General features: G+C 73.3%; 3 protein-coding genes and 2 pseudogenes. All 5 read right to left on the bottom strand.

Going from position 1 to position 13,549, the window contains the following annotated elements:
* Nucleotides 1-38: 38 nt before the first annotated feature.
* The 5 genes and pseudogenes from ACEXOX_RS07265 to ACEXOX_RS07245 all read right to left on the bottom strand — a co-directional run bounded on the left by ACEXOX_RS07265 (nt 39) and on the right by ACEXOX_RS07245 (nt 13,303).
* Nucleotides 39-425 carry an acyl carrier protein gene (locus ACEXOX_RS07265; protein WP_406526258.1) on the bottom strand — a complete coding sequence of 129 codons (387 nt, stop codon included), beginning with the start codon at nt 423-425 and terminating at the stop codon, nt 39-41.
* Nucleotides 417-3,309 (bottom strand): annotated as a pseudogene (locus tag ACEXOX_RS07260) (type I polyketide synthase); the annotation flags it as partial. The pseudogene ACEXOX_RS07260 and the gene ACEXOX_RS07265, both read right to left, overlap by 9 nt.
* 37 nt (nt 3,310-3,346) lie before the next feature.
* On the bottom strand, nt 3,347-4,663 hold the full coding sequence (locus tag ACEXOX_RS07255) for a type I polyketide synthase (RefSeq protein WP_406526257.1): 1,317 nt from the start codon (nt 4,661-4,663) through the stop codon (nt 3,347-3,349).
* A gap of 100 nt (nt 4,664-4,763) precedes the next feature.
* Nucleotides 4,764-5,594 (bottom strand): annotated as a pseudogene (locus ACEXOX_RS07250) (zinc-binding dehydrogenase); the annotation flags it as partial.
* Complete coding sequence (locus tag ACEXOX_RS07245; protein ID WP_406526256.1) at nt 5,528-13,303, bottom strand: SDR family NAD(P)-dependent oxidoreductase; 7,776 nt, start codon at nt 13,301-13,303, stop codon at nt 5,528-5,530. The pseudogene ACEXOX_RS07250 and the gene ACEXOX_RS07245, both read right to left, overlap by 67 nt.
* Nucleotides 13,304-13,549 lie beyond the last annotated feature (246 nt).

The raw sequence follows: 13,549 nt of genomic DNA, 5'->3' as shown, positions 1-13,549 counted from the left end.
ACCACCACCGTGCGCCGGGTGTTGTTCGAAGTCATCAGTCACTCCTGGTCGTTCCGCGCACCGAGTGCGGTGCGCAGGTATCGGGCGAGGGCCACCGGCGTGGGGTGGTCGAAGACGACGACCGGCCGCAGCAGCAGCCCGGTGGCCTCGCACAGTCGGTTGCGCAGGTCCAGCGCGGTGAAGGAGGAGAAGCCCAGATCCATGAACCGGGCGTCCGCCGCGACGGCCCCCGGCTCCGCGTGCCCCAGCACGGCGGCCGAGTGGGTACGGATGATCTCCAGCAGGGCCTGCTCCTGCTCTGCGACGGTGGAGCCGGCCAGGCTTTCGGCCAACTGCCGCTGCTTGGTGACGTCCGCCGTCCGGCCGGGCGGCTCCTCCTCTTCGGCGGCGGGTTCCGGAGCCGTACGGAGCCACCAGGCGGACAGGGCCGGCAGTACCTCGCTCAGCGCGGACCGGCGCTCCTCCTCCAGCCCGAGGAACTCCGCCAGCCCGGCCAGGTCCTGGCGGGCCACCGCGTCCCAGAACCCCGCCTGGGCGCCGTCCGGCCGCCGTGCACCGCGTGCGGCGGCCGAGGGCAGCCAGTAGTGGCGGCGCTGGAAGGCGTGCGGGGGCAGCTCGACGTGGCGGGAGCCCGGGAAGACGGCGTCCCAGTCGACCTCCGTGCCGTTCGCCCACGCCCGGGCCACACCGTCCACCAGGCGCTCGGCCTCGGGCCGGTCCTTGAGCAGGAGGGGGCGAACACGTGCTGCCCGGCGGGCAGCGACAGCTGGGCGAGAGCGGTCAGCACGGCGTCCGGCCCCAGTTCGAGGTAGGTGGTCACACCGTCCTCGCTCAACCGGCGCAGGCCGTCGTGGAAGCGGACGGCCGCGCGGATGTGCCGGGTCCAGTAGTCGGGCGAGCACAGCTCCCCGGCCCCGGCCGGCCGACCGGTGACGTTGGAGACGACCGGGATCACCGGCGGGTGGTAGGTGAGCGACCCGGCGACCGCCCGGAACTCCTCCAGCATCGGTTCCATCAGCGGCGAGTGGAAGGCGTGGCTGACCCGCAGCGGCTTGATACGCCGTCCCAGCTCCCGGAAGTGACCGGCGACGCGCTCGGTGGCCTCCCGCTCACCGGACAGCACCAGCGCCCGGGGACCGTTCACGGCGGCGATGTCCACCCGGTCCGCCAGGCCCGACAGTCGCTCGCGGACCTCGTCCTCCTCGGCCTCCACGGCGATCATGGCGCCGCCCGCGGGGAGCGTGTCCATCAGCCGCGCCCGGGCGGCCACCAGCGCCGCCGCGTCGGGCAGGTCGAGGACACCGGCCACGTGCGCGGCGGTCAGCTCCCCGACGGAGTGCCCGATGAGCCGGTCCGGGGTGACGCCCCAGTGGGCGAGCAGCCGGTACAGCGCCGTCTCCAGGGCGAACAGCGCCGGCTGGGTGTAGCGGGTACGGTCCAGCAGCGCCGCCTCCGGGCTGTCCGGCGCGGCGAAGAGGAGGTCCCGCAGCGGACGGTCCAGATGGACGTCCAGGTGGTCGCAGACCTCGCCCAGGGCCTTGGCGAAGACCGGGAACGTCTCGCTCAGCCCGGCTCCCATGCCCGGCCGCTGGCTGCCCTGGCCGGAGAAGAGGAACGCGGTCCCGCCCGAGCCGGCGGCGGTGCCCCGGACCACCGAGGAGCTTCCGCGGTCCCGCGCCAGTGCCTCCAGGGCGCCCGCCAGCTCCTTCCGGTCCCGTCCGATCACGGCCGCGCGGTGCGGGAAGTGGGTCCGGGTGGTCGCCAGCGACAGCCCGATGTCGGAGGCCGAGGCCTCGGGCCGGTCGAGCAGGTACCGGTGCAGACGCCGCGCCTGGGACCGTACGGCCGTACGGCTGCGCCCCGAGACGATCCACGGCAGCGGCACGTCCTGCGGGGGCGGCCCGTCCGTCGTGCCGTCGGCGGGCGGTGCCTGTTCGAGGACGAGGTGGGCGTTGGTGCCGCTGATGCCGAAGGAGGAGACGGCGGCGCGGCGGGGCCGGTCCTCCTTGGCCTGCCAGGGGGTGGCGGCGCGGAGGAGGGAGAGCGCCCCCGCGTCCCAGTCGACGTGCGGGCTGGGCTCGCTGACGTGCAGGGTCTTGGGCAGCACACCGTGGCGCATGGCCATGACCATCTTGATGACCCCGGCGACGCCTGCGGCGGCCTGGGTGTGGCCGATGTTGGACTTCAGCGAACCCAGGTGGAGTGGCCGGTCCTCGGGCCGTTCCTGGCCGTACGTGGCGAGGAGTGCCTGGGCCTCGATGGGATCGCCGAGCGTCGTCCCGGTGCCGTGTGCTTCGACCGCGTCCACGTCTCCCGGTTGGAGGCGTGCGTTGGCCAGTGCCTGGCGGATGACGCGTTCCTGGGACGGCCCGTTGGGCGCGGTGAGCCCGTTGCTCACCCCGTCCTGGTTGACGGCGCTACCACGGATCACGGCCAGTACGCGGCGTCCGTTGCGCCGGGCGTCCGACAGCCGCTCCAGCAGCAACAGCCCCGCGCCCTCGGCCAGTCCGGTGCCGTCGGCGTCGGCGGAGAACGCCTTGCAGCGGCCGTCGGGGGAGAGCCCACGCTGGCGGCTGAACTCGATGAAGGTGCTGGGAGTGGCCATCACCGTCGTACCGCCGGCCAGGGCCATGGTGCACTCACCGTTGCGCAGTGCCTGGGCCGCCAGGTGAATGGCCACCAGGGACGAGGAGCAGGCCGTGTCCACCGTCACCGCCGGCCCCTCCAGCCCGAAGGTGAAGGAGACCCGCCCGGAAGCCACGCTGTTGGCGGTACCGGTCATGAGCTGGCCCTCGGACTCCTCCGGAGCCTCGTGCGGCGGCGGCCCGTAACGCTGGTCGACCACGCCCGCGAAGACGGCCGTACGGCTGCCGCGCAGGGTCGCCGGCACGATACCCGCGCCCTCGAAGGTCTCCCAGGCCAGCTCCAGCAGCAGCCGCTGCTGCGGGTCCATCGCGGTGGCCTCGCGGGGACTGATGCCGAAGAAGTCGGCGCCGAAGTCACCCGCGTCGTGCAGGAAGCCACCGCCGGTGGCGTAGGCGGTGCCCTTGTGGTCCGGATCGGCGTGGTACAGGGCCTCCAGGTCCCAGCCCCGCTTGCCGGGGAAGGCGCTGATGGCGTCGGACTCCGACTCCAGCAGGCGCCATAGCTCCTCAGGGGTTTCCACGCCCCCGGGAAGCGGCAGCTCATGCCGGTGATCGCGATCGGTTCGGAGGCCGCCTCCCGCGTCTCCCGCAGGCGTTCCCGCGTCTCCTGGAGGTCGGCCGTCACCCGTTTCAGATAGGCGAGCAGCTTCTCTTCATTGGTCATCGTGGTGTTCTCCTTGCCGGCGTCGGCCGGGCGGGCGTCAGGGGGCCGAAGGGCCGTAGTCGTTGTCGATCAGGGCGAAGAGCTCGTCCGGCGTGGCCTCCGCGATCTCCTGGGCCGCCGGGCGCCGCGCGGGCTCCGGCGTACGGCCCCAGGTGGCGGCCAGCGTCTCCAGACGCTGGACGATCTCCCGCCGTACGGCGTCGTCGACGGGCACCGCGCCCGCCAGCACCGCCTCGACACGGGACAGTCCGGCCAGGGCCGGGTCGGGCACCGTCGGCTCCTCGGGCAGCAGCCGCGCCAGCAGATGACGGGCCAGGTCCTCGGGGGTGGGGTGGTCGAAGACGACGGTCGTCGGCAGCCGCAGCCCGGTCGCCTCGGCGAGCCGGTTACGGAGTTCGACGGCGGTCAGCGAGTCGAAGCCGGCGTCCTTCAGCGGACGCTGGTCGTCCACCGCCCCCGGATCCGGATATCCGAGCACCGTGGCCACATGGACCCGGACCAGGTCGAGGAGTGCGCGGTGCCGGTCCTCCGGCGGCAGGGCCGCCAGCTTGCGGTCCCAGCCGGCCGCCGGGGCCGCGCCGCCCTCTTGCGCCGCCCGGCGCACCGGGGCCCGGAAGAGGCGCGTCAGCAGTGCGGGCAGGGTGCCGGCCGCGGCGCGCTCGCGCAGGGTGGCGGTGTCCAGCAGGGCGGGCACCACCACCGGCTCGGCGCCGGTCAGAGCCCGGTCGAACAGCGCCAGGCCGGTTCCGGCGGGGAGCGGGCGGACGCCGCCGCGCGCCATCCGGCCGTGATCCGTGTCCGCCAGGTGCCCGGTCATCCCCGAGGCGTCCTCCCACAGGCCCCAGGCCATCGAGACGGCGGGCAGGCCTTCGCGGTGGCGCCGGTGTGCCAGGGCGTCCAGGAAGGCGTTGGCCGCCGCGTAGTTGGCCTGACCCGGCGAACCGACGGTGGCGGCTGCCGAGGAGAACATCACGAACGCGTCCAGGTCCGCCGAGCGCGTCAGCTCGTCCAGCAGGAGAGCGGCGTCGGCCTTGGGACGGAGGACGTGGTCGAGTTCTTCGGGGGTGAGGGTGTGCAGAGGGGTGTCGTGCAGGGCGCCGGAGGCGTGGACGACGGTGGTGAGGGGGTGCTCGGCGGGGATGCCGGCCAGCAGGTCGGTGAGGGCGTCGCGGTCGGCGACGTCGCAGGCGGCGATCGTGACCTGGGCACCGAGGGCGGTGAGTTCGGTGGTCAGCTCCGCGGCGCCGTCGGCGTCGGGTCCGCGTCGGCCGGCGAGCAGGAGATGCCGGACGCCGTGCTGAGTGACCAGGTGCCGGGCCAGGAGTGCTCCGAGGGTGCCGGTGCCGCCGGTGATGAGGGTGGTGCCGTGGGGGTTGGGGGTTGGGGGTGGGTGAGGGCGAGTTTGCCGGTGTGGCGGGCTTGTTGGAGGTGGCGGAAGGCTTGGGGGCGTGGCGGATGTCGTAGGTGGTGGTGGGCAGGGGTGGGATGTGGTGGTGGGTGAGGTGGTGGTGGATTTGGGTGAGGAGGTGGTGGATGTGGTCGGGGGTGGTGTCGTTTTGGAGGTCGAAGGTGTGGTAGTGGATGTGGGGGTGTTGGGTGGCGATGGTGTGGGGGTCGCGGGGGTCGGTTTTGCCGATTTCGAGGAAGTGGCCGCCGGGGTGGAGGAGGCGGAGGGAGGCGTCGGTGTGTTCGCCGGCGAGGGTGTTGAGGATGGTGTCGAGGCCGTGGCCGTCTGTGGTGGTGCGGAAGTGGTGTTCGTAGTCGGTGGTGCGGGAGTTGGCGATGTGGTTGTTGTCGAGGCCGAGGTTGTGGAGGGTGGGCCATTTGGTGGGGTGGGCGGTGGCGAAGACTTCGGCGCCGGTGTGGTGGGCGAGGTGGATGGCGGCCATGCCGACGCCGCCGGTGCCGGCGTGGATGAGGATTTTGTGGCCGGGTTGGAGGTGGGCTTGGTGGTGGAGGGCGTGGTAGGCGGTGAGGTAGGTGACGGGGAGGGTGGCGGCTTGGGTGTAGGTGAGGTGGTGGGGGATGTGGGTGGCGTGGCGGTGGTCGGTGGTGGCGTGGGTGGCGGTGGCGTGGGGGAAGAGGCCGAAGACGCGGTCGCCGGGGGTGAGGGTGGTGACGTCGGGGGCGGTTTCGGTGATGATGCCGGCGGCTTCGCCGCCGATGACGGCGTCGTCGCCGGGGTACATGTTCAGGGCGATGAGGACGTCGCGGAAGTTCAGGCCGCTGGCGTGGACGCGGATGCGGATCTGGCCGGGCTCCAGCGGCGGCAACTCACACGGCACCAAGGCGAGTCCGTCGATCGTCCCCTCGCTGGTGTTCTCCAGGCGCCATGCTCCGGACGGCAGCTCCAGACCCTCGGACACCGTCGCCCGTACGAGCCGGGCCGCCGACAACTCTCCGTACCGCACGGCGAGTTGCGGCTCGCCGGTGGCCACGGCGGCGCGGACCTTCCCGTACACCTCCCCTTGCCGTCGAGGTCGATCACCACGATGCGCCCGGGATGCTCCGACTGGGCCGTGCGCAGCAGCCCCCACACCGCGGAGTGCGGCAGGTCGCCGATCCGGTCGCCCGGTGCCGCCGCCACCGCGTCGCGGGTCAGGAACACCAGCTTCGAGGAGGCGAACCGCTCGTCGGCGAGCCATTCCTGCACCAGGCCGAGGGCCCGGTACGTCGCTTCGTGCGTGGCCTGGGCGAGGTCACCGTCGCCGTCGCCGTACGCGAGGCCCTCGACCACCACCACGTCGGGCACCGAGTCGGCGGCCTCCCGCAGAGTGGCGCAGGACTCGGCGCCGAGGGCGCCGGCCAGGGCGGGGGAGTTCACCACGGCCCAACGGCTGTCGTCCCCGGACAGCTCGGGGCTCTCGGACGGCTCGGACACCGCGGACCACTCCACGCGGAACAGCGCGTCGGACGTGTCCGGGCCACCGGCCAGCCGGCCGGGTTCGACGGTCCGCAGGACCAGCGACTCCACCGAGGCGACCGGCTGCCCGGCCGGATCGCAGACGGTCAGCGCCACCGCGTCCGTACCGGCGGGCCGGAGCCGCACCCTGAGCGCCCGGGCGCCCCGGGCGTACAGGCGGGCACCGTGCCAGGCGAACGGCAGCCGTACGCCGTCCTGGGCCTCCGCGGCGTCCAGGCCGAGGGCGTGCAGGGCCGCGTCCAGCAGGGCCGGGTGCAGCCCGGAGGTGTCCGACTCCGCCAGTTCCTCGGCCGGCGCGACCTCGGCGTACAGGTCCTCGCCCGCACGCCATGCCGCCGAGAGCCCCTGGAAGGCCGGCCCGTACTCGTAGCCCAGTGACGCCAGGGTGTCGTAGTGCCCGTCGAGCGCCATCGGGACACCGCCCGGCGGCGGCCACTCCGTCAGCGCCTGCGCCGTCCGCTCCGGGGCGGAGTGGTCCGCCGTGCCCAGGGTGCCGGCGGCATGCCGGGTCCAGGGCTGGTCGGCGTCGGCCTTCCCGGGACGCGAGTGGATCTGGAACGGCCGCAGCCCGTCCTCCTCCGGGGCGCCGACGGTCAGCTGGACGTCGGCGGTCTCGTCGGACAGCGTCAGCGGGGCGAGCACGGTCAGTTCCTCGACGCCCGGGCAGCCCGCCTCCTCGGCGGCGTGCAGGGCCAGCTCCAGGAACGCGGTCCCCGGCAGCAACGTGGTACCGGCCACCTGGTGGTCGGCCAGCCAGGGAAGCGTGGTGCGCGACAGGCTGCCGGTGAGGACCAGGCCGGCACCGTCCGCCAGCGGCAGGGCCGCGCCGAGCAGCGGGTGACCCGCCGTCCGGAGCCCCAGCTGTGCGGGTTCCGTCCGGTGCGCGGCCGGCCGCACCCAGTGGCGGCGCCGCTGGAAGGGATACGTCGGCAGGTCGCAGGCGCTGCGCGGGCCGCTCGGCCACACCGCGGTCCAGTTCACCGGCAGGCCCCGGACATGGGCCTCCGCCAGCGAGGACAGCAGCCGGGCCGGGCCCCCTTCGTCGCGGCGCAGCGTGCTCAGTACGGTGGCGCCGCCGCGGATGTCGAGCTCCTCCACCGTCTCCCGCAGGCTCGTCGTCAGCACCGGATGCGGGCTGATCTCGATGAAGGTGTGGTGGCCGTCGGCCACCAGCGCGCGGACGGTCTCCTCGAACCGCACGGTCCCGCGCAGGTTGCGGAACCAGTAGCCGGAGTCCAGTCCGGTGGTGTCGGCCTCGTCCGCGGTGACCGTCGAGTAGAACGGGATGTCCGCGGGCCGCGCGGAGACGGAGGCCAGCACCTCGGCCAGGCGGTCGCGGACGTCGTCCACCTGGGCGCAGTGCGAGGCGTAGTCGACGGGGATCACCTTGCTGCGTACGTCCCGCTCGGTGCAGCGCTGGTGCAGCTCGTGCAGGGCGTCGGTGTCGCCGGAGACCACCGTCGACCGCGGGCCGTTGACCGCCGCGACGGACAGCCGGCCGTCCCAGTGCTGGAGGAGTTCCGCCACCTCCGCCTGCGGCAGGGGTACGGACAGCATGCCCCCGCGTCCCCGCAGGGCGTCCAGAACCTGGCTGCGCAGGGCGACCACGCGGGCCGCGTCCTCCAGGGTGAGGGCCCCCGCGACGCAGGCCGCGGCGATCTCTCCCTGGGAGTGGCCGATGACGGCGGCCGGCTCGACGCCGTGCGCGCGCCAGACGGCGGCCAGCGACACCATCACCGCGAACAGGGCGGGCTGCACGGTGTCGGCGGTGTCCATCGTCGCGCCGTCCTTGCCGTGCAGCAGGTCGAACACGTCCCAGCCGGTGTGCGGGGCCAGCGCCTCCGCGCACTCCCGCATCCGCTCGCGGAAGACCGCGGAGCTCTCCAGCAGCTCCAGGGCCATGCCCGCCCACTGCGACCCCTGCCCGGGGAAGACGAAGACCGGCTGATGGCCGGATGCGGCGAGGCCCTGCGTCAGCATGGGCGCCGGCCCGTCCGCCGCCAGCGCGGCCAGCCCGGCGCACGCCTGCTGCCGGTCCGCCGCCACCACGACCGCACGGTGCTCGAAGACCGCGCGGGTCGTCGCCAGGGCGTGGGCGACGTCCCCGTCCGGGGCATCGGGGACCGCTTCGAGATGGGTGAGCAACTGCCTGGCCTGCGCCCGCAGCGCTTCGGCGGAGCGGCCGCTCAGCAGCCAGGGCACCACTCCGGGAGCCGGTGCCGCCGTGCCGTCCGCGGCCGGCACCTCAAGTGCCGGTGCTTCCGGTGCTTCCGGCGCCTGTTCGACGATGAGGTGGGCGTTGGTGCCGCTCATGCCGAAGGAGGAGATGCCTGCTCGCCGGGGGCGTCCGGTCTCCGGCCACGGCGTGGTCTCGGCCACCGGACGCGCCGCTCCCGTGCTCCAGTCCACGTGCGGGGTGAGTTCGGTGATGTGGAGCGTCTTGGGGAGGGTGGCGTGGCGCATGGCCATGACCATCTTGATGACGCCGGCGACGCCTGCGGCGGCCTGGGTGTGGCCGATGTTTGACTTCAGCGAGCCCAGGTGGAGTGGCCGGTCCTCGGGCCGTTCCTGGCCGTACGTGGCGAGGAGTGCCTGGGCCTCGATGGGATCGCCGAGCGTCGTCCCGGTGCCGTGTGCCTCGACCGCGTCCACGTCCCCCGGTTGGAGGTGTGCGTTGGCGAGTGCCTGGCGGATGACGCGTTCCTGGGACGGCCCGTTGGGTGCGGTGAGTCCGTTGCTGGCGCCGTCCTGGTTGACGGCGCTGCCGCGGATGACGGCGAGGACGGGGTGTCCGTTGCGCTGGGCGTCGGAGAGGCGTTCGAGGAGGAGCATGCCGACGCCTTCGCCCCAGGCGGTACCGTCGGCGTCGGCGGAGAACGCCTTGCAGCGGCCGTCGGCGGCGAGCCCTCGCTGCCTGCTGAATTCCACGAACAGCGTCGGCGTGGCCAGTACGGACGCTCCGCCCGCCAGGGCGAGCGAGCACTCGCCGTTGCGCAGTGCCTGGGCCGCCAGGTGAATGGCCACCAGGGACGAGGAGCACGCCGTGTCGACGCTGACCGCCGGGCCCTCCAGCCCGAAGGTGTAGGCGACCCGGCCGGAAATGATGCTGGCCGAGCTGCCGGTCAGCCGGTAGCCGCCGGATTCCTCCGGAGCGGCGTCCAACAGCGCCGTGTAGTCCTGGGAGCTGGTCCCGGCGAAGACACCGGTGTCGCTGCCGCGCAGGGTCGCCGGGTCGATACCGGCCCGCTCGAACGCCTCCCAGGAGGTCTCCAGCAGCAGCCGCTGCTGGGGGTCGGCAGCGGTCGCCTCACGCGGGCTCATACCGAAGAACTCGGCGTCGAACAGCGGCGCGTCGTAGAGGAAGCCGCCGTGCCGGGTGTACGTCCTGCCGGGCGTACCGGGCTCCGGGTCGTAGAGGCCGGACGTGTCCCAGCCACGGTCGGCCGGGAACTCCGCGATGGCATCGACCCCATCGGCCAACAGCTGCCACAGCTCTTCGGGCGAGGCGACGCCGCCCGGATAACGGCAGCTCATCGCCACCACCGCGATCGCCTCGTCGCCCGCGTCGGCCGTGTCGCCAGTGGTGTCCGCGGCCTTGCGCACGGGTGCGGGAGCCGCCGGCTCCGGCCGGTCGTCGAGCAGGTCGAACAGGTGGCGGGCGAGCGCGGCCGGGGTGGGGTGGTCGAAGATCAGGGTGGCCGACAGCCGCAGGCCCGTCGCCGCGCCCAGCCGGTTACGGAGTTCCACCGCGGTCAGGGAGTCGAAGCCGATCTCGTTGAACGGGCGCTCGGCCTCGACCGATTCGGGTTCGGAGTGGGCGAGCACCTTCGCGACGTGGGTCCGTACCAGGTCCAGCAGCGCCCGCTTCCGCTCGGGAGCCGACAGCCCCGCCAGTGCGGCGAGCGGTGCGTCGCCGGAGGGGGCGCCCGCGGTGCCGGCCGCGATCTGCGGCAGCCGAGCCCGGACGAGGCCGCTGAGCAGGACCGGCAAGGAGCCGGCGTCGGCCTGGCGGCGCAGCGCGGACAGGTTCAGCGGAGCCGGCACGGCCACCGGCCGGCCGGTGGCCAGAGCGGCGTCCAGCAGTTCCAGCCCCTGGTCCGGCGTCATGGGAACGACCCCGGTACGGCTGATCCTGGACAGGGCGGCCTGGTCCAGGTGGCCGGTCATCCCGCTCTCCTCGCCCCACAGGCCCCAGGCGAGGGACGTACCGGGCAGGGCCTCGGCGCGCCGGTGCTGGGAGAGGGCGTCCAGGAAGGCGTTGGCCGCGGCGTAGTTGGCCTGGCCCGCGTTGCCGAGGGTGCCGGCGACCGAGGAGAACAGGACGAAGTGGCTCAGGTCCAGGTCGCGGGTCAGCTCGTGCAGGTGCCAGGCGGCGTCGACCTTGGGCAGCAGTACCCGGTGCAGTTGTTCGGGGGTGAGGGTGTGCAGGGGGGCGTCGTGGAGGGCGCCGGGGGTGTGGACGACGGCGGTGAGGGGGTGTTCGGCGGGGATGCCGGCGAGGAGGCGGGCGAGGGCGTCGCGGTCGGTGACGTCGCAGGCGACGACGGTGGCGCGGGTACCGAGTGCGGCGAGTTCTTCGACGAGCTGCGCGGTGCCTTCGGCTGCGGGCCCGCGTCGGCTGACGAGCAGGAGGTGCCCGGCGCCGTGGTGGGTGGCGAGATGGCGGGCGGTGTGGGTGGCGAGGGTGCCGGTGCCGCCGGTGATGAGGGTGGTGCCGTGGGGGTTGGGGGGTTGGGGGTGGGTGAGGGCGAGTTTGCCGGTGTGGCGGGCTTGTTGGAGGTGGCGGAAGGCTTGGGGGGCGTGGCGGATGTCGTAGGTGGTGGTGGGCAGGGGTGGGATGTGGTGGTGGGTGAGGTGGTGGTGGATTTGGGTGAGGAGGTGGTGGATGTGGTCGGGGGTGGTGTCGTTTTGGAGGTCGAAGGTGTGGTAGTGGATGTGGGGGTGTTGGGTGGCGATGGTGTGGGGGTCGCGGGGGTCGGTTTTGCCGATTTCGAGGAAGTGGCCGCCGGGGTGGAGGAGGCGGAGGGAGGCGTCGGTGTGTTCGCCGGCGAGGGTGTTGAGGATGGTGTCGAGGCCGTGGCCGTCTGTGGTGGTGCGGAAGTGGTGTTCGTAGTCGGTGGTGCGGGAGTTGGCGATGTGGTTGTTGTCGAGGCCGAGGTTGTGGAGGGTGGGCCATTTGGTGGGGTGGGCGGTGGCGAAGACTTCGGCGCCGGTGTGGTGGGCGAGGTGGATGGCGGCCATGCCGACGCCGCCGGTGCCGGCGTGGATGAGGATTTTGTGGCCGGGTTGGAGGTGGGCTTGGTGGTGGAGGGCGTGGTAGGCGGTGAGGTAGGTGACGGGGAGGGTGGCGGCTTGGGTGTAGGTGAGGTGGTGGGGGATGTGGGTGGCGTGGCGGTGGTCGGTGGTGGCGTGGGTGGCGGTGGCGTGGGGGAAGAGGCCGAAGACGCGGTCGCCGGGGGTGAGGGTGGTGACGTCGGGGGCGGTTTCGGTGATGATGCCGGCGGCTTCGCCGCCGATGACGGCGTCGTCGCCGGGGTACATGTTCAGGGCGATGAGGACGTCGCGGAAGTTCAGGCCGCTGGCGTGGACGCGGATGCGGATCTGGCCGGGCTCCAGCGGCGGCAACTCACACGGCACCAACGCCAGGTTCTCCAGCGTTCCCTTGGCGGTGACGTCGAGCCGCCAGTTCTCGGCACCGGAAGGCGGCACCAACTGGTCCCGGCCACTGCCGAGCCTGACCAGCCTGGGCACGTACACCTGCCCACGCCGTACGGCTATCTGCGGCTCGCCGCCGGTCAGCGCGGCCGCCAGGACCGCACGGGACTCCGCACTGCCGTCGATGTCGACGATCCGCAAGCGCCCCGGGTACTCGGTCTGTGCCGAACGCACCAGGCCCCACAGGGACGCGGCCGCCGGATCCCGCACCCGGTCGCCCTCACCGGCCTCCACGGCACCCGAGGTCACGACGACCAGCCGGGCGTCATCGGACCGCTCCCCGGCCAGCCACTCCTGGACGGTTGTCAGCGCCTCGGCGGTCATCCGGTGCACCGCCGCGGGAACCTCCTCGCCGTGCTCCGTGGCGTACGACACCAGGACCGCCGGGACACCATCGGGCACGGCGGAGAACTCCGCGTAGCGCGCGTCCGTTCCGGCCAGTTCCCAGAGATCGTTCCCCACGGCCGCCGGCGCTTCCGCGGACGTCGCGGCAGGCGCCGGCAGAGGCGTCCAATCGACTCCGTGCAGGCCGTCGGGCCAGGTCGGGGCGGCCGCGAGCGCCTCGGCCGAGAAGGGACGCACCGCCAGGGCCCCGACGGTCAGTACGGGGTTCCCGGCCTCGTCGGAGACGGTCAGCGCGACCGTGTCGGGCGCGGTCCACGCCAGGTGCACCCGCAACCCGGTCGCGCCCGCGGCGAACAGCCGGACGTCACTCCACGCGAACGGCAGCCGGAACACGGCCGGTTCGCCCGCCTCGGGCAGGGACTCCAGCGCCAGTACGTGCAGCGCGGCGTCCAGCAACGCCGGATGCACCGTGAACAGGCCCTCGTCGTCCGACGCGACGGTGCCCACCGCCTCCCCGGGCAGCCGCACCTCGGCGTACAGCTCGTCCCCCTGCCGCCAGGCACGCCGCAGACACTGGAACGCCGGACCGTAGGTGTAGCCGTGTTCGGCCAGCCGCTCATAAAGGTCGTCGGTCCGGATCGCGTCCGCCCCGGCGGGAGGCCAGGCAGCGCCGGTCCGGCCGGAGTCGATCACGGTGTCCTGCGGTACGGGAGCGAGCGTGCCGGTGGCGTGCCGGACCCACTCGGCGCCCTCAGCCTTGCGGGAGTACAGCCGCACGGGCCGCCTCCCGGAGTCCTCCTGCGGACCGACGGCGAGCTGTACGTCCACCTCGACGCCGTCCAGCCGTAGCGGGGCCTCCAGCGTCAGATCCTCCACCACCGGCGTCCCCAGCCGGACACCCGCCAACAGCGCCAGCTCGACCATCGCCGTACCGGGCAGCAGCACCGACCCCTGCACGGCGTGGTCGGCGAGCCAGGGGTAGGCCGCCAGCGACAGCCGCCCCGTGAACATCTGCCCCTGCCCGTCGGCGAACTCCACCGCCGCGCCGAGGAGGGGGTGTTCGGCGTCGGTGAGCCCGGCTGCGGTGAGGTTGCCGGGGGAGGCGGGGGCGGCGAGCCAGTGGTGTTGGCGTTGGAAGGGGTAGGTGGGGAGGTCGAGGTGGAGAGAGGAGTTGAACAGGCACTGCCAGTCAGGGGTGGTGGTGTTGGTGGTGTGGAGGTGGGCGAGGGTGGTGGTGAGGGTGTGGGGTTCGGGTTG

The sequence above is a fragment of the Streptomyces sp. Ac-502 genome, from assembly GCF_045222935.1.
GTDB classification, from domain to species: Bacteria; Actinomycetota; Actinomycetes; order Streptomycetales; family Streptomycetaceae; genus Streptomyces; species Streptomyces monomycini.
Note: the sequence above shows the minus strand (reverse complement) of the source record. Positions and strands in the feature narration are given on the sequence as shown.